Here is an 18,146-nt window from a genome sequence, read left to right as displayed (position 1 = left end):
CGGCCGCCCCGGGCGTGATCGACGGCAGATCAGGCGCCCGGGGACCGGAAACGATCAGTAGGTATAGAAGCCCTGCCCGCTCTTGCGCCCGATGTCACCTGCATCGACCATCCGGCGCATCAGCTCGGGTGCGGCAAACTTCTCGTCCTGCGACTCGGTGTAGATGTTGGACGTGGCGTGCAGCAGGATGTCCACGCCGGTGAGGTCCGCCGTCGCGAGGGGACCCATGGCATGGCCGAAACCGAGCTTGCAGGCGATGTCGATGTCCTCGGCCGAGGCGACGCCCGACTCGTACAGCTTGGCGGCCTCGACGACGAGCGCCGAGATCAGCCGGGTGGTGACGAACCCGGCGACGTCCCGGTTGACGACGATGCAGGTCTTGCCGACCGATTCGGCGAACTCCCGTGCGGTGGCAAGGGTTTCGTCGCTCGTCTTGTAGCCGCGCACCAGCTCGCAGAGCTGCATCATCGGGACCGGCGAGAAGAAGTGCACACCGACGACGCGCTCCGGGCGCTCCGTGACGGCCGCGATCTTGGTGATCGGGATGGCGGAGGTGTTCGAAGCGAGGACGGTGTCGTCCCGCACGATCTTGTCGAGGGCGCGGAAGATCTCGTGCTTGACCTCGAGCTTCTCGAAAACGGCCTCGACGACGACATCCGCGTCGGCGACCGCGTCGAGGTCGGTGGTCGTGGTGATCCGGGCGAGCGCGGCTTCGGCGTCGGCCGCCTCCAGCTTCCCCTTGGAGACGAACTTGTCGTAGGAGGCCTTGATGCCGTCGCGCCCACGGGTCAGGGCCTCGTCGGTCACATCGCGCAGCACGACGTCCCAGCCCGCCTGGGCAGAGACCTGCGCGATACCGGACCCCATGAGTCCGGCGCCGATGACGGCGAGCTTCCTGGCCACGTTCGCACCCCTTTTGTGTCAGTCCTCGACGGCCGTCGTCCGTGACGGCTCCCCGGACGATCCCTTAACAGTTGTTCACATGCTCTCCGGCGGACATTAGTACCCGTGAGGCACGCTGTGGCCGCGAAGAGATGCGCGTCACGTCTCACATGACGGACATCACATCGGGACGCGTCATGCGGCGGCGCTCCGCGCGCAGTTGAGCGCCCGACCGCTCGGGACCGCGTGAGCACCGGCACACGCGCGCTCCGGACCGCCGGAGACCGAACCGCCCCCGATAGTCTCGGCCACATGGTCAATCTGACGCGTATCTACACCCGTACCGGCGACCAGGGCACCACCGCCCTCGGCGACATGAGCCGCACCGCCAAGACCGATCTGCGGATCTCGGCGTACGCCGACACCAATGAGGCCAATGCCGTCATCGGTACGGCGATCGCACTCGGGCAGCTGCCGGAGGAGGTCGTGAAGGTCCTCGTGCGCGTGCAGAACGACCTGTTCGACGTGGGTGCGGATCTGTCGACTCCGGTCGTCGAGAACCCGAAGTACCCGCCGCTGCGGGTCGAACAGCACTACGTCGACCGACTCGAGGCGGACTGCGACCACTTCCTGGAGCAGCTGGAGAAGCTGCGGAGCTTCATCCTGCCGGGCGGTACGCCGGGGGCCGCGCTGCTGCACCAGGCGTGCACGGTGGTCAGGCGGGCCGAGCGGTCCACCTGGGCGGCGCTGGAGGTGCACGGCGACGTGATGAACGCGCTGACGGCGACGTATCTCAACCGCCTCTCCGATCTGCTGTTCATCCTTGCGAGGACGGCGAACAAGGAGGTCGGCGACGTGCTGTGGGTGCCGGGCGGCGAGCGGTGAGCTCGCGCCGGCCCGGCGGTCGGGGCCACCGCCGGGCCGGCCGCGACTGACGGCGCCCGGCCCGTCCGGCGAGGTGCCCGTTCCAGGAAGAGCCTGCCGCTCCCGCCGTGATCACATCTGCGGCGACCCCCCGCACCGTCCTCCGTCGCCGGGCCGCCGGCGAAGCGGGCTCCCCGCCGCCGCCGCACCGGACCGCCGTCTGCAGCGCCACCGGCGCGATCGCCACGGCGGTCACCCGCCGCGCCGTCTCCCGTCCCGCGCGGACGACCCGTGCCGCACCTCGGCGATCCGGCGGCTACGGGCCGAACTGCCCTACAGAGAGGCGGCGGACGGCGCGGCGACGATGCGGCCCGCCCATGAACTGAACCCGCTTCCCGCGCTGATGGTTGTTCAGGCGCCCGCACCGGCAAGGGTGTCGGCGACACGGCGGATGCGGCCGGAGGGCCCGTCCCCGTTCCGGTTCTTCCATCGCCTGCGATCCGGGCGAGTACCTCTTCGGCGTGCGGACGACGCACGTCAGACGGCCGCAGCGAAGGTTCTGGCTGCGCGACCGGACCCAAGCGGCATTGCTCGCACAGGAGTTGGGCATTCGAGGTTTACTTCCGATCTTTGGTCCAGACCTCTTGACGATTGGTCCAGACCTTCCTAACCTCACCGAACACACTGCGGTGAGCTCGCCATGACAAAGCGGGCTCAGGGCGGCGCAGGGTTTGCAGTCCACGGACCACCCCCCGTTTGTCCGGACCTCACCCGAGGAGCACCGTTGACCACCGAAACCCCCCAACGCCGATCCAGATTCAGATTCGGCGTGGCCACCACCACCCGTACCCGAGCGATGGCAGGCCTCACCGCGCTGCTGCTCCCCCTCGCCGCAATGGTCGGACTGGCCTCACCCGCCGAGGCCGCCACGTCGGCCACCGCCACCTACGTCAAGAAGTCCGACTGGGGCACCGGCTTCGAGGGCCAGTGGACGGTGAAGAACACCGGTACCACCTCCCTCAGCTCCTGGACCATCGAGTGGGACTTCCCCTCCGGCACATCGGTCACCTCCGCCTGGGACGCCACCGTCACCAGCTCCGGCACCCACTGGACCGCCAAGAACGTCGGCTGGAACGGTACGGTCGCCCCCGGCGCCAGCGTCAGCTTCGGCTTCAACGGCGCCGGCCCCGGCGCCCCCAGCGGCTGCAAGCTGAACGGCGCCTCCTGTGACGGCGGCAGCGTTCCCGGCGACAACGCGCCCTCCGCACCCGGCACTCCGACCGCGAGCAACATCACCGACACCGGTGCGAAGCTCACCTGGTCGGCTGCCACCGACGACAACGGCATCAAGAACTACGACGTGCTGCGCAACGGCAGCAAGGTCGCCACGGTCACCGGCCTGACCTACACCGACAGCGGGCTGACCGCCGGCAGCGACTACTCGTACACGATCCAGGCGCGTGACACCGCCGACCAGACGGGCCCGGCCAGCGGCTCGGTGTCCGTCCACACCACGGGCGGCGGCACAAACCCCGACCCCGGCAGCAAGGTCAAGCTCGGTTACTTCACCAACTGGGGCGTCTACGACCGCAACTACCACGTCAAGAACCTGGAGACCAGCGGCAGCGCCGCCAAGATCACGCACATCAACTACGCCTTCGGTAACGTCACCAACGGCCAGTGCGCGATCGGCGACGCCTACGCCGACTACCAGAAGACCTATGACGCGGCCTCCAGCGTGAGCGGCGTCGCCGACACCTGGGACCAGCCGGTGGCCGGCAGCATCAACCAGCTGCGCGAGCTCAAGGCCAAGCACCCGGGCCTCAAGGTCATCTGGTCCTTCGGCGGCTGGACCTGGTCCGGCGGCTTCGGTGCGGCTGCGCAGAACCCCACCGCCTTCGCCAACTCCTGCTACAACCTGGTCGAGGACCCGCGCTGGGCCGATGTCTTCGACGGCATCGACATCGACTGGGAGTACCCCAACGCCTGCGGTCTGTCCTGTGACAGCAGCGGCGCCTCGGCCTTCAAGAACGTGGTCTCCGCACTGCGGACGAGGTTCGGCAGCTCCAACCTGGTCACCGCGGCCATCACCGCCGACGCCTCGTCGGGCGGCAAGATCGACGCGGCCGACTACGCGGGCGCGGCGCAATACGTCGACTGGTACAACGTGATGTCGTACGACTTCTTCGGCGCCTTCGACGCGGACGGCCCGACCGCTCCGCACTCCCCGCTCACCTCGTACAGCGGTATCCCGCAGGAAGGCTTCAACACCGACGCCGCGATCACCAAGCTCAAGGGCAAGGGCATCGCGGGCAGCAAGCTGAACATCGGCATCGGCTTCTACGGGCGCGGCTGGACCGGCGTCACCCAGGCCACCCCGGGCGGCACCGCGACCGGTCCCGCCCCCGGCAAGTACGAGCAGGGCATCGAGGACTACAAGATCCTCAAGACCAGCTGCCCGTCCACCGGAACCATCGCCGGCACCGCCTACGCCAAGTGCGGCAGCAACTGGTGGAGCTACGACACCCCGGCCACCATCGCCGGGAAAATGACGTACGCGAAGAACCAGGGCCTCAAGGGCGCGTTCTTCTGGGAGTTCAGCGGGGACACCAGCAACGGTGAACTCGTCAGCGCGATCGACAGCGGTCTGAGGTAGTCACCGCGGTCCCCGTTCCGTTCAGCGCGTGACCCCGCACAGCAGCCGGGGAGACAGGTCCGCCCCCTGTCTCCCCGGTTTTCGTCGTGTCCGTACGGGTGCCCCTGATCGGGCCCGTACGGTACGGGCCTCAGGCCACGTTCACTCTCTGGCCGGGCGGAGCCGCCTCGAGCCAGGCGAGAAAGCCGGTCAGCGCGTCCTCGCTCATCGCCAGCTCCAGACGCGTCCCCCGGTGGAGACAGCCGAGCACGATGGCGTCGGAGAGCAGCGCCAGCTCCTCCTCGCCCTCGGGCAGCCGGCGGGCGACCACCTCGATGGCGGAACGCTCGAGAACCCGGCGGGGCCGGGGAGCGTACGAGAAGACCCGGAACCAGTCGATGCGGTCGCCGCTGTAGCGGGCGACGCCGTACACCCAGCCCTTGCCCGAGACATCGGGCTCGTCCGACACATTCCACCGCACACTGCAGTCGAACGTGCCGCCGGAACGCTGGATCAGCCGTCGGCGCAGGCCGAAGACGAAGAGACCCACCGCGACCAGCACGACGACCAGGCCGCACACCCACAAAGCGAGGACCATCTCCACCGACCTCCTCGCATCGTCGAGTAACGGATACCTTCAGGACTGCACCTGCAACTGCACCTGCATCGCCTCAGCCGCGGCACGGTCTGGAGAATTCCAGCTCGGGCCGCGGCTGAGGGTAAAGACACTCGGCGGGGTGCTTAATGCACCGCCACCGCACGGAGTCGCACTTCGGCGCGCCGCTCGGAAGCAGCGTCCGTGTCCGACTTCGCACGCTCCAGCGCACGCTCGGCGCGCTGGACATCGATCTCGTCCGCCAGCTCCGCGATCTCCGCGAGCAGCGAGAGCTTGTCGTCCGCGAACGAGATGAAACCGCCGTGCACAGCGGCGACCACGGTCCCGCCGTCGCTCGTACGGATCGTCACCGGGCCCGATTCCAGCACACCCAGAAGCGGCTGGTGACCGGGCATGACGCCGATGTCGCCGGACGTGGTGCGCGCGACGACCAGGGTGGCCTCGCCGGACCAGACACTGCGGTCCGCGGCGACCAGCTCGACGTGCAGCTCAGCAGCCAAGGGTGGCTCCTCGGGTCACCACCCGGCCGTTCATGCCGGGTGTTGGGTCAATTCTACGGGGCGTGGTGAGGGGGACGGGACGCACCCGCCCCCCTCGGTGAGCCATGGGCTCAGGAGACGCCGAGCTCCTTGGCGTTGGCCTTGAGGTCCTCGATGCCACCGCACATGAAGAACGCCTGCTCCGGGAAGTGGTCGTACTCACCGTCGCAGATCGAGTTGAACGCGGCGATCGACTCCTCGAGCGGAACGTCCGAACCGTCCACGCCGGTGAACTGCTTGGCGACGTGGGTGTTCTGCGACAGGAAGCGCTCGACACGACGGGCACGGTGGACAACGAGCTTGTCCTCCTCGCCCAGCTCGTCGATACCGAGGATCGCGATGATGTCCTGGAGATCCTTGTACTTCTGGAGGATCCCCTTGACACGCATGGCCGTCGCGTAGTGGTCCTCCGCGATGTAACGCGGGTCCAGGATCCGGGACGTGGAGTCCAGCGGGTCCACGGCCGGGTAGATGCCCTTCTCGGAGATCGGACGGGAGAGAACCGTCGTCGCGTCGAGGTGGGCGAAGGTGGTGGCCGGGGCCGGGTCGGTCAGGTCGTCCGCGGGGACGTAGATCGCCTGCATCGAGGTGATCGAGTGACCGCGGGTCGACGTGATGCGCTCCTGCAGCAGACCCATCTCGTCGGCCAGGTTCGGCTGGTAACCCACTGCGGACGGCATACGGCCGAGCAGCGTGGAGACCTCGGAGCCGGCCTGGGTGTACCGGAAGATGTTGTCGATGAAGAAGAGCACGTCCTGCTTCTGCACATCGCGGAAGTACTCCGCCATGGTCAGACCGGCAAGCGCGACCCGAAGACGGGTGCCCGGGGGCTCGTCCATCTGGCCGAAGACAAGCGCCGTCTTGTCGATGACGCCCGAGTCGGCCATTTCCTCGATGAGGTCGTTGCCCTCACGGGTGCGCTCGCCGACACCGGCGAACACCGACACACCATCGTGGTTGTTGGCCACGCGGTAGATCATTTCCTGGATCAGAACGGTCTTGCCGACACCGGCACCACCGAACAGACCGATCTTTCCACCCTTGACGTACGGGGTGAGAAGGTCGATGACCTTGACGCCGGTCTCGAACATCTCGGTCTTCGACTCGAGCTGGTCGAAGCTGGGCGCCTTGCGGTGGATCGGCCAGCGCTCGGTGACCTCGGCCTCGGCCTCGGGCTTGTTCAGGATCTCACCGAGGGTGTTGAACACCTTGCCCTTGGTCATCTCGCCGACCGGCACCGTGATACCGGCGCCCGTGTCGGTCACCGGGGCCTGGCGGACCAGACCGTCGGTGGGCTGCATCGAGATCGCGCGGACCAGGCCGTCGCCGAGGTGCTGGGCGACCTCGAGCGTCAGCTTCTTGAGCTTGCCGTCCTCGGCCGGGTCGGCCACCTGGACGGTCAGCGCGTTGTAGATCTCCGGCATTGCGTCGACGGGGAACTCCACGTCGACGACCGGGCCGATGACCCGGGCGACGCGGCCCGTGGCAACGGCCGTCTCAACTGTGGTCGTCATTACTTGTCACTCCCCGCGGTCGCGTCGGCCAGCGCACTGGCACCACCGACGATCTCGCTGATTTCCTGGGTGATTTCGGCCTGGCGGGCCGCGTTGGCAAGCCGGGAGAGGCTCTTGATGAGCTCTCCGGCGTTGTCGGTGGCCGACTTCATCGCGCGGCGACGGGCAGCGTGCTCGGAAGCAGCGGCCTGCAGCAGTGCGTTGTAGATCCGGCTCTCGACGTACCGCGGAAGCAGGGCGTCGAGGACGTCCTCCGCCGACGGCTCGAAGTCGAAGAGCGGCAGGATCTCGCCCTTGCCCTCTTCGCCCTTCGTCGTGTCGAGGCTGAGCGGCAGCATCCGGTCGTCCACCGGGTTCTGCGTCATCATCGACACGAACTCCGTGAAGACGATGTGCAGCTCGTCCACGCCGCCCTCGGCGGTCTCCTGGGTGACCGCTTCGATCAGCGGGGCCGCAGCCCGCTTCGCATCCGCATACGTCGGGCTGTCGGTGAAGCCGGTCCACGAGTCCGCGATCTTGCGCTCACGGAAGCCGTAGTAGGCGACACCCTTGCGGCCGATCACATACGTGACGACCTCCTTGCCCTCACCGCGCAGACGCTCGGTCAGTCGCTCCGCCGCCTTGATGGCGTTGGAGGAGTAACCGCCGGCCAGACCGCGGTCGCTCGTGACGAGCAGGATCGCGGCCCGCGCCGGAGCGTCGGCCTCGGTGGTCAGCGGGTGCTTGGTGGTGGAGCCGGTCGCCACCGCGGTCACCGCACGGGTGAGCTCGGTCGCGTACGGCGTCGACGCCGCCACCTGGCGCTGCGCCTTGACGATGCGCGAAGCGGCGATCATCTCCATCGCCTTGGTGATCTTCTTCGTGGCGGTGACGGAGCGAATGCGGCGCTTGTAAACGCGAAGCTGAGCGCCCATCGATCAGCCCTCGCCCAGGAGCTTGCCGTCCGAGGTCTCGAACTGCTGCTTGAAGGCCGTGATGGCGTCAGCGATCGACTGCAGCGTGTCGTCCGACATCTTGCCGCCCTCGACGATGCTGGTCAGGAGCTCCTTGCGCTCGCGGCGCAGGTACTCCAGCAGCTCGCTCTCGAAGCGGCGGATGTCCTCGACCGGGACGTCGTCCATCTTGCCGGTGGTACCGGCCCAGACGGAGACGACCTGCTCCTCGACGGGCATCGGCTGGTACTGGCTCTGCTTCAACAGCTCGACCATGCGCTTACCGCGCTCCAGCGAGGCCTTCGACGCGGCGTCCAGGTCGGAACCGAAGGCGGCGAACGCCTCCAGCTCGCGGTACTGGGCGAGGTCGACGCGGAGTCGGCCCGAGACCTGCTTCATGGCCTTGTGCTGGGCGGAGCCACCGACACGGGAGACCGAGATACCGACGTTCAGAGCCGGACGCTGGCCGGCGTTGAACAGGTCGGACTCCAGGAAGCACTGACCGTCGGTGATGGAGATGACGTTGGTCGGGATGAACGCCGACACGTCGTTCGCCTTGGTCTCGACGATCGGGAGGCCCGTCATCGAACCGGCACCCATGTCGTCGGAGAGCTTCGCGCAGCGCTCCAGCAGACGCGAGTGGAGGTAGAAGACGTCGCCCGGGTAGGCCTCACGGCCCGGCGGACGGCGCAGCAGAAGCGACACGGCGCGGTAGGCGTCGGCCTGCTTCGAGAGGTCGTCGAAGATGATCAGGACGTGCTTGCCCTGGTACATCCAGTGCTGACCGATGGCCGAACCGGTGTACGGCGCCAGGTACTTGAAGCCGGCCGGGTCGGACGCCGGGGCGGCGACGATGGTCGTGTACTCGAGCGCGCCGGCCTCTTCGAGGGCACCGCGCACGGAGGCGATGGTGGAGCCCTTCTGACCGATGGCGACGTAGATGCAGCGCACCTGCTTGTTCACGTCGCCCGAGCGCCAGTTGTCGCGCTGGTTGATGATCGTGTCGACGGCCAGAGCGGTCTTACCCGTCTGACGGTCACCAATGATCAGCTGACGCTGGCCGCGGCCGATCGGCACCATGGCGTCGACGGCCTTGTAGCCGGTCTGCATCGGCTCGTGCACCGACTTACGGACCATGACGCCAGGGGCCTGCAGCTCGAGGGCGCGGCGGCTGTCGGTCGCGATCTCGCCGAGACCGTCGATCGGGTTGCCGAGCGGGTCGACGACGCGGCCGAGGTAGCCCTCGCCGACACCGACGGAGAGCACCTCACCGGTGCGCTGCACCGGCTGGCCCTCCTCGATTCCGCTGAACTCGCCGAGCACGATCGCACCGATCTCGCGCTCCTCGAGGTTGAGGGCGAGACCGAGGGTTCCGTCCTCGAACTTCAGCAGCTCGTTCGCCATGGCCGAGGGAAGACCCTCGACCTTCGCGATGCCGTCGCCGGCAACGCTGACCGTACCGACCTCCTCGCGCGAGGCCGCGTCCGGCTTGTACGACTGGACAAAGTTCTCCAGCGCGTCCCGGATCTCCTCCGGCCGGATCGTGAGCTCCGCCATCTGGGTTCCCTGCTCTCCTTGTTGGGCCCGAAGTTTCTTAAGGGGGTCTGGGGGCCGACCCCCAGGAATCTTCTGCAATTTCTGCACGGCCCAACCGGGCCGCTGGTCTTGCTTGTTCTGTTGCTGCGCTTGTCAGCCGGCCATGCGACGGGTCGCCTCGTCGAGGCGCTCCGCGATGGTGCCGTTGATCTGCTCGTCACCGACGCGCACCGCGATCCCGCCGAGGACCGTCGGGTCCACATCGAGATTCAGGTGCATCGGCCGACCGTAGATCTTCGCCAGTGCGGCACCGAGGCGCTGCTTCTGCTGATCGCTCAGCGGCACTGCCGACGTGACCACGGCGACCATGCGGTCCCGGCGCTCCGCGGCAAGCTTGGAGAGGGACTCGAGTCCCGCTTCCAGGCTACGTCCCCGGGGCTGGGTCACAAGCCGCACGACGACGCGCTCGGTGGCGGGCCGCGCCTTGCCGCCGAGCAGGCTGCGCAGCAGCTGGCCCTTGGCAGCGGTGGACGCGGACCGGCTGGTGAGCGCGGCGCGCAGCTCGTTGTCGGACGCGACGATCCGGCCGAACCGGAACAGCTCGTCCTCGACGTCGTCGAGGTCTCCGCTGCGCTGGGCAGCGGTGAGGTCTGCGATGTTCGCCAGTTCCTCGACCGCGTCGACCAGGTCGCGCGACTGCGACCAGCGGGAGCGGACCATGCCGGAGATCAGGTCGACGGTCTCGCCGCCCACCTGACCGCGCAGCAGCCGTCCCGCCAGCTCCGCCTTGGCCTCTGCGGCCTGCGACGGGTCGGTCAGGACCCGGCGCAGTGAGACCTCGCGCTGGAGCAGCGCCGTGACGGCGGCCAGCTCCTCGGCGAGCTTCGCCACGTCGACCGACGTGCTGTCGGTCAGCGCGTCGAGACGCTCACGTGCGGCAGCCAGTGCCTCGCGGCTCGCGCCGTTCATCGGACGGCCTCGGCCTTCGCCTCGAGCTCGTCGAGGAAACGGTCGATGGTGCCGCTCTGCCGGGCGTGGTCCTCGAGGGACTCGCCGACGAGCTTGCCGGCCAGGTCGGTGGCGAGCTTGCCCACGTCCTGACGCAGCGCGGAAGCCGCGGCCTTGCGGTCGGCCTCGATCTGGGCGTGACCGGCAGCGATGATCTCCTCGCGCTGCCGCTGGCCTTCGGCCCGCATCTCCTGCAGGATCACGGCGCCCTGCTCCTGAGCCTCCTGGCGCAGGCGCGCGGCCTCGTGGCGGGCCTCGGCGAGCTGAGCCTTGTACTGCTCAAGAACGCTCTGGGCCTCGGTCTGGGCCGCATCGGCCTTTTCGATACCGCCTTCGATGGCCTCGCGACGCTCGTCCAGAACCTTGTTGATGTTCGGGAGGAGCTTCTTGGCGAGGAAGCCGAAGACGATGAGGAAGGCGATGAGGCCGATGACGAGCTCGGGAATCGGCGGGACGAGGGGATTCTCCATCTCCTCGGCCGCGACCGTAAGCAGCTGGCTCACATCAGTGCCTTTCGTCTGAGTGGCTGGTCGTGGATCCGAAGATCACTTGCCGTAGACGAACGGCATGACCAGACCGATGAGGGCGAGCGCCTCACAGAAGGCGAAGCCGAGGATCTGGTTGGCGCGGATGAGACCCGCAGCCTCGGGCTGACGGGCGAGAGCCTGGGTGCCGTTACCGAAGATGATGCCGACGCCGACGCCGGGGCCGATGGCGGCGAGGCCGTAACCGATGGAGCCGAGGGAGCCGCTGACGGCAGCAAGGGTCTGGGACATGCCAGTTCTTCCTTCTCTTTCACGGACCGGTGGGGGTTGGCCACCGGACGAATAAGGGTCGGAGCGCGAGATGCTCAGTGGTGCTTGGCGAGCGCGCCCTGGATGTAGGTGCAGGTCAGCAGTACGAAGACGTACGCCTGAAGCGCCTGGATGAAGAGCTCGAAGGCGGTCATCACGATGGTCATCACGAAGGACACGCCGGCATAGGCGATACCGATGCCGTTGAGCAGATACCAGCTGGCGATCGTGAACAGCAGCAGCAGGGTGTGGCCTGCAAACATGTTCGCGAAGAGTCGCACCGCGTGGGTGAACGGCCGGACCAGCAGGTTCGAGAAGAACTCGATGGTCATGGCCAGCGGCAGCACCGGGCCGAGCGACTTGTCGTACCCGGTGAAGTTCTTGAAGGCACCGACGAAACCGTGGCGCTTGAAGGTCAGGCTCACCCACAGGACGTAGACGATCACCGCCAGCACGGCCGGGTACGCGATGATCGCCGTCACGGGGAACTGGGCGACGGGGATGATCGACCAGAGGTTCATCATCCAGACGAAGAAGAACAGCGAGACCACGAGCGGGACGTACTTCTCGCCCTCGCGCTTGCCGATCGTCTCGTAGACGATGCCGCGGCGGATGAAGTCGTAGCCGGCCTCGGCGACCATCTGCAGCTTGCCCGGGACGACCTTCGGCTTACGGAAGGCGGCCCAGAAGAAACCGACGATGATGATCGAGCCGAGCAGAGCCAGCAGCATCGGCTTGTTGAAGTACAAGTTGCTGCCCGCTTCACCCCACAGGGGCTCGAACAGGAACGAGTGCAAGCCGGGTGCCGGGAAACCACAACCGTCGAAGATGTGGCAATCGGTCTCGAAGGCGAGCACCTGTGTCGGGTCAGCACTCACCGCGGGCTCCTTCAGCGTGGCGCATAGGTACGGCATCCTCGTTGTGTCGGCGCGGCGCGCAGCCGCGGTTCGGCACTGGACTGGTGTTACGGATGTGTGAGCGGCAGTCAGGCATTGAGCCTCGCGATCGAGCAGGCGTCAGCTCTCATGCCCGCGCCCGCAGTGCCGCAGTTGGAACCGGACGATAGCAGGGTCCCGAACGTGCACTTATTCCGCCCCTACCTTTCACGTCTTCGAGCCCGTGTTCTTGGGCTTGTCACCCTGTTCGGACTCGGGTTCGACGTAAAGGATCTTGGCCTTCATGTGCGCACGCGCCTGTGCGCCGATCCACACGAGTGTCGTCGCGACCAGTGTGATCGCGAAGGCCTTCGGGTTGAACAGCGTCGTGTTCTTGAATGCGGCGACAAAGATGAACAGCAGCAGGAGCTGAGCCGTATACAGCATCAGCCCCATCGCCTGGAACAAGTGGGGCAGGGACTTCGCGGTCCGTTGCAGGACCACGAGGCCGATCCCCATGAAGAGGATCACCACGATCGTCGCAACGACCGCGCCCAGGGCACCCTTGCCGCCGGCGACGCCACCGCTGATGGCGGCGGCAACAGCGCCGGCGACAGCGGTGGGTACGGCGGCGTGAAGGAGAGTCCGGACGTCGTTGGACGGCATGGCGGCAGCTCCGCTTGCAGGGGGTGGGCAGTGTGTCGTCATGGACGAGCGTAGGCCCGGTCCGGGGCGATACCTCGGGCCGATGGACCGTCTCACTTGGGTCCTTCGGCTCCGTCACCGGGCTTAGTGAACGGTATCACAAACTATTTGATGAGGTCTTTACCAAGAAAGTGTGGTCGCCGTCACACATGAGTGTGAACCCGCGCGTGTGAGCAAGACAACGCGGCACCCTGTCTGATATGGCCGGTGATGCCCGAATTGTCAGCGGGCTGAATCAGCCTTGTGCCTGTTCGGGAAACGCGAACGGGGGCCGATCGCGGTCGCTCCATTGACGCCCGAGACCCCGACGACGACCGGAGCCCGGTCGTGGGGATCGTCCATGTCCTGGTCCATCCGGGTTTCCCGGGACTCCTGCTCCTGTTGGGCCCCGTGCGCCGCCGCGGGGGCCGCTGCGCGACGGTTCCGGCGGCGGTACCGGGGCGGAACGAAGCGTTCCGCCCAGCGCGGTGCACGCGGGGTGAAGCGGGGCATCAGCAGCAGGATCAGACCCACCGCGCTGAGCCCGACGATCACCAGCACGATCCACAGCGACGCCGAGTGCACGGAGTAGCCGACCGTCCCGAAGGCGATCAGGGCCGACCAGAAGTACATGATCAGCACGGCTCTGCTGTGCGAATGGCCGATCTCCAGCAGCCGGTGGTGCAGATGGCCGCGGTCCGCCGCGAACGGCGACTGGCCGTTCCACGTACGCCGCACGATCGCCAGCACCAGGTCGGCGGCCGGGATCGCGATGATGGTCAGCGGCAGCAGCAGCGGGATGAACACCGGCAGCATCGCGTGGGTGGCCTCGCGCTCACTGCCCGCGAAGAGCTTCATCGCGTCGGGGTCGACCTGCCCCGTGACGGAAATCGCACCGGCCGCCAGCACCAGACCGATCAGCATCGATCCGGAGTCGCCCATGAAGATCCGGGCGGGGTGCATGTTGTGCGGCAGGAAGCCGAGACACATGCCCATCAGGATCGCGGTGAACAGCGTCGCGGGGGCGGCCGCCTCGATCATGTGCCCGTACCAGAGCCGGTACGTGTAGAGGAAGGACGCGGCGGCGGCGATGCACACCATGCCGGCCGCCAGGCCGTCCAGACCGTCGACGAAGTTGACCGCGTTGATCGTGATGACGACGAGCGCGACGGTGAGCAGCGTGCCCTGCCACTGGGTGAGGGCGACCGTGCCGATGCCGGGGATGGGCAGCCACAGGATCGTCAGACCCTGGATGACCATGACCGCGGCGGCGATCATCTGCCCGCCGAGCTTGATCAGCGCGTCGATCTCGAACTTGTCGTCGAGGACGCCGATCAGCCAGATCAGGGCGGCGCCGGAGAGCAGCGCCCGGGGTTCGTTGGAGAGCTGGAAGACGCCGTCGAGGTTGTACAGGTGGTCGGCGACGATCAGTCCCGCGCACAGCCCGCCAAACATCGCGATGCCACCGAGTCTCGGTGTCGGTTCGCGGTGGACGTCACGCGCCCGGATCGCGGGCATCGCTCCGACCGCGATGGCGAACTTCCGCACCGGACCGGTCAGCAGATAGGTCACCGCGGCTGTGACACACAGTGTCAACAAGTAATCACGCACGGGCTGCCCCACAGATTTCGCCGGCCATCTCAGCCCACACCTTAACCACGTCGGCCTCATGGTTGAGGACACACAGGTACCGGTGAAGGTTGCACAGGCCGCGTCTACCCCGGATAGGGAGGATATTTCCCTGACAGTTCCTTCACCTCGGTGTGGACGTCACCTTCCTCACGTACGGCCGCGCCGAAGAGCACCGCGATCCGTGCCATGTCGGCCTCGTCCATGCCCTGGGTGGTGACGGCGGCGGTGCCGAGCCTGATGCCCCGGGCGTCGCCGTACGGCAGGGCGCAGGTGTCCAGCACGACGCCCGCCGCCGCGAGCCGCTCGCGGGCGGTACGGCCGTCGACACCGAGCGGCGCCGGGTCCGCGACGATCAGATGGGTGTCCGTGCCGCCGGTGGTCACGTCGAACCCCTCGGCCTCCAGACCGGCCGCCAGCACCCGCGCGTGCGTCACCACCCGATGGGCGTACGACGCGAAGGCCGGTGTGGCCGCCTCGCCGAATGCCACCGCCTTGGCCGCGACCGTGTGCATCTGCGCGCCGCCCTGGGTGAACGGGAAGACCGCCCGGTCGATCCGCTCGGCCAGCTCCGCGCCGCACAGGATCATCCCGCCGCGCGGCCCGCGCAGCACCTTGTGCGTGGTGGCGCACACCACGTCGGCGTACGGGACGGGACTGGGCGCCGCTCCCCCGGCGATCAGCCCCATCGGATGCGCGGCGTCGGCGATCAGATACGCACCGACCTCGTCGGCGATCTCGCGGAACGCCTCGTAGTCGGGGTGGCGGGGGTACGAGATCGAGCCGCTGACGATCGCCTTGGGGCGATGGGCCCGGGCCAGGGTGCGCACCTGCTCGTAGTCGATCAGGCCGCTGTCGGAGTCGACCCCGTAGCCGACGAACTCGAACCAGCGTCCGGAGAAGTTGGCGGGCGAGCCATGGGTGAGGTGTCCGCCGTACGGGAGCCCCATCGCGAGGACCGTGTCGCCGGGCCGCAGCAGCGCCGCGTACGCCGCGAGGACGGCCGAGGAGCCGGAGTGCGACTGGACGTTGGCGTGCTCGGCGCCGAAGAGGGCGGTGGCACGCTGGACGGCGATGAGTTCGGCGGCGTCGGCCAGCTCGCAGCCGCCGTGGTGGCGGGCGCCGGGATAGCCCTCGGCGTACTTGTTGGCGAGCGGAGAGCCGAGGGCGGCGAGGACCGCGGGCGAGGTGAAGTTCTCGGCGGCGATCAGCTGCAGTGTGCTCGACTGCCGGTACAGCTCCCCCAGCAGCACATCGGCGATCTCCGGGTCCTGCCGGACGAGGGCGCCGAAGTCCTGCGGCAGGGCGGTGACGGGGGCGGAGGTGGGTGCGGCGGGGGTGGTGACCGACATCGGACGGCTCCGGGCCTCGGGAGGGGAGTGCGTGGCGTCGCATCCAATGTAGGCCGGTACCCGCGCGGCCGCCCGCTGCCCCGATGCGTCAGTGCGGCGCCGGTACACCCGTCAGTGCGGTGACCACCGGGTCGAGGGCCTGGTTGATCTCGTCGCCGATGGAGCGGAAGAACGTGATCGGGGCGCCGTACGGGTCGTACACCTCGTCGGCCTCGGCCGTGGGTGCCAGCAGCCAGCCGCGCAGCGCGGCCGCGGCGCGGACCAGCGCGCGGGCACGTTCGACGACACCCTCGTCGCGCGGATCGGGCAGGGTCGCGGGGTCTATGGCGCGGACCAGCCGGGTGAATTCCTTCAGGGTGAAGGTCCTCAGGCCGGCCGAGTGACCCATCGAGATCACCTGGGCGCGGTGGTCGCGGGTGGCGGTGAGGACCAGGTCGGCGCGGATCACGTGTTCGTCGAGCAGTTCGCGGCCGACGAAGCCGGAGGCGTCGGCGCCGAAGTCCGCGAGGACGATCTCGGCGTTGGCCTCCATCGGGGCGCCTTCGTGCCCCCAGGTGCCGGCACTCTCCACGATCAGGCCGCCGCTGAGCGGGTCGCCGAGGCGGTCCACGAGGGCATGGCGGGTCAGCCGCTCGGTGATCGGCGAGCGGCAGACGTTGCCGGTGCTGACGTGGAGGATGCGGAAAGTGTCGGCCTGCCCCGCTATGCCACGCCCCTCAGGGGCGGTCAATTGGCCACCTCGAGGTCGGGTACCACCTTGCGGAGTTCCTCGACGGAAAGCGCACCGGCGCGCAGCAGTACGGGCACCTTGCCGGTGACGTCGACGATGGAGGACGGCACGATGCCGGGCGTCGGGCCCCCGTCGAGGTACACGGAGACGGAGTCGCCGAGCATCTCCTGGGCGGCGTCGCAGTCCTCGGGGGACGGGTGTCCGGTGAGGTTGGCACTGGAGACGGCCATCGGGCCGACCTCGGTGAGCAGCTCGATGGCGACCGGGTGCAGCGGCATCCGGATGGCGACGGTGCCGCGGGTGTCGCCGAGGTCCCACTGCAGCGAGGGCTGGTGCTTGGCGACGAGCGTGAGGGCCCCGGGCCAGAAGGCGTCGACGAGCTCCCAGGCCTGCTCGGAGAAGTCCGTGACGAGGCCGTGCAGGGTGTTCGGGGAGCCGATCAGGACAGGGGTCGGCATGTTGCGGCCGCGGCCCTTGGCGTCGAGCAGGTCGGCGACGGCCTCGGCGCCGAAGGCGTCCGCACCGATCCCGTACACGGTGTCGGTGGGCAGCACGACCAGTTCGCCGCGGCGGACGGCGGACGCGGCTTCACGCAGACCCGTCGTACGGTCGGTCGCGTCGTTGCAGTCGTATCGCCGTGCCATCAGCCGGCCTCCTCAAGCGTGTACGTGTAGGGCGGGTACGGGTGGTGCGGGGCACCGGTCACGGCATGGCCTTGCGGGCCGTGGCGAACCGGGGGCGCCCGTTCAGGTCGGGGTGGTCGGCCGCGTCAGCCCAGCCCCGCTCCTCGGTGAAGATCCACGGCACCTGGCCGCCCTGGGTGTCGGCGTGCTCGACGACCACGAGGCCGCCGGGGCGCAGCAGGCGGTGCGCGGTGCGCTCGATCCCGCGGATGGTGTCCAGGCCGTCCTCGCCGGAGAAGAGCGCCATCTCCGGGTCGTGGTCACGGGCCTCGGGGGCCACGTACTCCCACTCGGTGAGCGGGATGTACGGCGGGTTGGAGATGACCAGGTCGACCTGGCCGTCGAGCTCGGGAAGGGCCGTCAGGGCGTCTCCCCGGTGCACGGTGACCCTGGACCCCTCGGCGTTCTTCCGCGTCCAGGTGAGGGCCTCCTCGGACAGCTCCACGGCGTGCACGCGCGAGCGCGGCACCTCCTGGGCCATGGCGAGGGCGATGGCACCCGAACCCGCGCAGAGGTCGACGATCAGCGGCTCGACCACGTCCATCGCACGGACGGCGTCTATCGCCCAGCCGACGACCGACTCGGTCTCCGGGCGGGGGACGAAGACGCCGGGACCGACCTGGAGCTCCAGATAGCGGAAGAAGGCGCGGCCGGTGATGTGCTGGAGCGGTTCGCGGGCCTCGCGGCGGGCGACCGCCTCCCAGTACCGGGCGTCGAAGTCCGCGTCGGGCACCCGGTGCAGCTCGCCCCGCTTGACGCCGTGCACGAACGCGGCGAGTTCCTCGGCGTCGAATCGCGGTGAGGGCACACCGGCGTCGGCCAGCCGCTGGGTGGCCTGGGCCACCTCGGCGAGCAGCAGGTTCATCGCGGTTC

General features: G+C 68.3%; 18 protein-coding genes. 2 read left to right on the top strand and 16 right to left on the bottom strand.

All coding sequences use genetic code 11. From position 1 onward, the window contains the following. Nucleotides 1-54: 54 nt before the first annotated feature. Nucleotides 55-903, bottom strand: a complete 849-nt coding sequence (locus tag LRD69_RS22785; RefSeq protein WP_277328395.1) for a 3-hydroxyacyl-CoA dehydrogenase family protein — start codon at nt 901-903, stop codon at nt 55-57. Between the two features lie 291 nt (nt 904-1,194). On the opposite strand from LRD69_RS22785, the gene LRD69_RS22780 reads away from it, so the two are divergent. Together LRD69_RS22780 and LRD69_RS22775 are read left to right on the top strand one after the other, a co-directional pair. Continuing rightward, the gene (locus LRD69_RS22780; protein ID WP_277328394.1) at nt 1,195-1,767 is read left to right on the top strand and encodes a cob(I)yrinic acid a,c-diamide adenosyltransferase; all 573 of its coding nucleotides are present in this window, start codon (nt 1,195-1,197) and stop codon (nt 1,765-1,767) included. Nucleotides 1,768-2,530: 763 nt separating this feature from the next. After that, complete coding sequence (locus LRD69_RS22775) at nt 2,531-4,402, top strand: glycoside hydrolase family 18 chitinase (RefSeq protein ID WP_277328393.1); 1,872 nt, start codon at nt 2,531-2,533, stop codon at nt 4,400-4,402. A 130-nt stretch (nt 4,403-4,532) separates the two neighbouring features. On the opposite strand, the gene LRD69_RS22770 is transcribed toward LRD69_RS22775, so the two are convergent. The 15 genes from LRD69_RS22770 to prmC form a co-directional block, all read right to left on the bottom strand. Further along, nucleotides 4,533-4,979, bottom strand: a complete 447-nt coding sequence (locus LRD69_RS22770; RefSeq protein WP_277328392.1) for a DUF2550 domain-containing protein — start codon at nt 4,977-4,979, stop codon at nt 4,533-4,535. Between the two features lie 143 nt (nt 4,980-5,122). After that, on the bottom strand, nt 5,123-5,497 hold the full coding sequence (locus tag LRD69_RS22765; RefSeq protein WP_277328391.1) for a F0F1 ATP synthase subunit epsilon: 375 nt from the start codon (nt 5,495-5,497) through the stop codon (nt 5,123-5,125). A 110-nt stretch (nt 5,498-5,607) separates the two neighbouring features. Next, on the bottom strand, nt 5,608-7,050 hold the full coding sequence (atpD, locus tag LRD69_RS22760; RefSeq protein WP_277328390.1) for a F0F1 ATP synthase subunit beta: 1,443 nt from the start codon (nt 7,048-7,050) through the stop codon (nt 5,608-5,610). Next, complete coding sequence (locus LRD69_RS22755) at nt 7,050-7,964, bottom strand: F0F1 ATP synthase subunit gamma (RefSeq protein ID WP_277328389.1); 915 nt, start codon at nt 7,962-7,964, stop codon at nt 7,050-7,052. Before LRD69_RS22755 ends, atpD begins: the two co-directional genes overlap by 1 nt. Nucleotides 7,965-7,967: 3 nt before the next feature. After that, entirely contained in the window at nt 7,968-9,539 is a 1,572-nt protein-coding gene (atpA, locus tag LRD69_RS22750) for a F0F1 ATP synthase subunit alpha (protein WP_277328388.1), read from the bottom strand. A gap of 132 nt (nt 9,540-9,671) precedes the next feature. Further along, entirely contained in the window at nt 9,672-10,487 is an 816-nt protein-coding gene (locus LRD69_RS22745; RefSeq protein ID WP_277328387.1) for a F0F1 ATP synthase subunit delta, read from the bottom strand. Then, entirely contained in the window at nt 10,484-11,029 is a 546-nt protein-coding gene (locus LRD69_RS22740; protein ID WP_277328386.1) for a F0F1 ATP synthase subunit B, read from the bottom strand. The genes LRD69_RS22745 and LRD69_RS22740 overlap by 4 nt, the downstream gene beginning before the upstream one ends. Nucleotides 11,030-11,071: 42 nt before the next feature. Then, nucleotides 11,072-11,302 (bottom strand): ATP synthase F0 subunit C, encoded by a 231-nt coding sequence (gene atpE, locus LRD69_RS22735; protein WP_024884520.1) that lies wholly within the window; start codon nt 11,300-11,302, stop codon nt 11,072-11,074. Between the two features lie 74 nt (nt 11,303-11,376). After that, complete coding sequence (atpB, locus tag LRD69_RS22730) at nt 11,377-12,234, bottom strand: F0F1 ATP synthase subunit A (protein ID WP_277328385.1); 858 nt, start codon at nt 12,232-12,234, stop codon at nt 11,377-11,379. A gap of 189 nt (nt 12,235-12,423) precedes the next feature. Continuing rightward, on the bottom strand, nt 12,424-12,861 hold the full coding sequence (locus LRD69_RS22725) for a hypothetical protein (protein ID WP_277328384.1): 438 nt from the start codon (nt 12,859-12,861) through the stop codon (nt 12,424-12,426). A 261-nt stretch (nt 12,862-13,122) separates the two neighbouring features. Beyond that, nucleotides 13,123-14,502, bottom strand: coding sequence for an MraY family glycosyltransferase (locus tag LRD69_RS22720; RefSeq protein ID WP_277328383.1), 1,380 nt, complete (start codon nt 14,500-14,502; stop codon nt 13,123-13,125). Between the two features lie 92 nt (nt 14,503-14,594). Then, the gene (gene glyA / locus LRD69_RS22715; protein ID WP_277328382.1) at nt 14,595-15,860 is read right to left on the bottom strand and encodes a serine hydroxymethyltransferase; all 1,266 of its coding nucleotides are present in this window, start codon (nt 15,858-15,860) and stop codon (nt 14,595-14,597) included. A gap of 88 nt (nt 15,861-15,948) precedes the next feature. Beyond that, nucleotides 15,949-16,590, bottom strand: coding sequence for a protein-tyrosine-phosphatase (locus LRD69_RS22710; protein ID WP_277328381.1), 642 nt, complete (start codon nt 16,588-16,590; stop codon nt 15,949-15,951). Further along, the gene (locus LRD69_RS22705; RefSeq protein WP_277328380.1) at nt 16,587-17,234 is read right to left on the bottom strand and encodes an L-threonylcarbamoyladenylate synthase; all 648 of its coding nucleotides are present in this window, start codon (nt 17,232-17,234) and stop codon (nt 16,587-16,589) included. Before LRD69_RS22705 ends, LRD69_RS22710 begins: the two co-directional genes overlap by 4 nt. Nucleotides 17,235-17,292: 58 nt before the next feature. After that, nucleotides 17,293-18,138, bottom strand: a complete 846-nt coding sequence (gene prmC, locus LRD69_RS22700; RefSeq protein ID WP_277328379.1) for a peptide chain release factor N(5)-glutamine methyltransferase — start codon at nt 18,136-18,138, stop codon at nt 17,293-17,295. Nucleotides 18,139-18,146: the final 8 nt, after the last annotated feature.

This window comes from Streptomyces sp. JH14, assembly GCF_029428675.1.
Taxonomy (GTDB): domain Bacteria; phylum Actinomycetota; class Actinomycetes; order Streptomycetales; family Streptomycetaceae; genus Streptomyces.
The sequence above is the reverse complement of the archived record's forward strand: the minus strand, read 5'-3'. Positions and strand labels throughout refer to the sequence as shown.

Excerpts from the sequence above, each read along its gene's own strand:
- LRD69_RS22755 (WP_277328389.1), bottom strand. The coding sequence starts at position 7,964 with ATGGGCGCTCAGCTTCGCGTTTACAAGCGCCGCATTCGCTCCGTCACC.
- LRD69_RS22770 (WP_277328392.1), bottom strand. The coding sequence starts at position 4,979 with ATGGTCCTCGCTTTGTGGGTGTGCGGCCTGGTCGTCGTGCTGGTCGCG.
- LRD69_RS22705 (WP_277328380.1), bottom strand. The coding sequence starts at position 17,234 with ATGGCACGGCGATACGACTGCAACGACGCGACCGACCGTACGACGGGT.
- glyA (WP_277328382.1), bottom strand. The coding sequence starts at position 15,860 with ATGTCGGTCACCACCCCCGCCGCACCCACCTCCGCCCCCGTCACCGCC.
- LRD69_RS22725 (WP_277328384.1), bottom strand. The coding sequence starts at position 12,861 with ATGCCGTCCAACGACGTCCGGACTCTCCTTCACGCCGCCGTACCCACC.
- LRD69_RS22745 (WP_277328387.1), bottom strand. The coding sequence starts at position 10,487 with ATGAACGGCGCGAGCCGCGAGGCACTGGCTGCCGCACGTGAGCGTCTC.
- prmC (WP_277328379.1), bottom strand. The coding sequence starts at position 18,138 with ATGAACCTGCTGCTCGCCGAGGTGGCCCAGGCCACCCAGCGGCTGGCC.
- atpD (WP_277328390.1), bottom strand. The coding sequence starts at position 7,050 with ATGACGACCACAGTTGAGACGGCCGTTGCCACGGGCCGCGTCGCCCGG.
- atpB (WP_277328385.1), bottom strand. The coding sequence starts at position 12,234 with ATGCCGTACCTATGCGCCACGCTGAAGGAGCCCGCGGTGAGTGCTGAC.
- LRD69_RS22780 (WP_277328394.1), top strand. The coding sequence starts at position 1,195 with ATGGTCAATCTGACGCGTATCTACACCCGTACCGGCGACCAGGGCACC.
- atpA (WP_277328388.1), bottom strand. The coding sequence starts at position 9,539 with ATGGCGGAGCTCACGATCCGGCCGGAGGAGATCCGGGACGCGCTGGAG.
- atpE (WP_024884520.1), bottom strand. The coding sequence starts at position 11,302 with ATGTCCCAGACCCTTGCTGCCGTCAGCGGCTCCCTCGGCTCCATCGGT.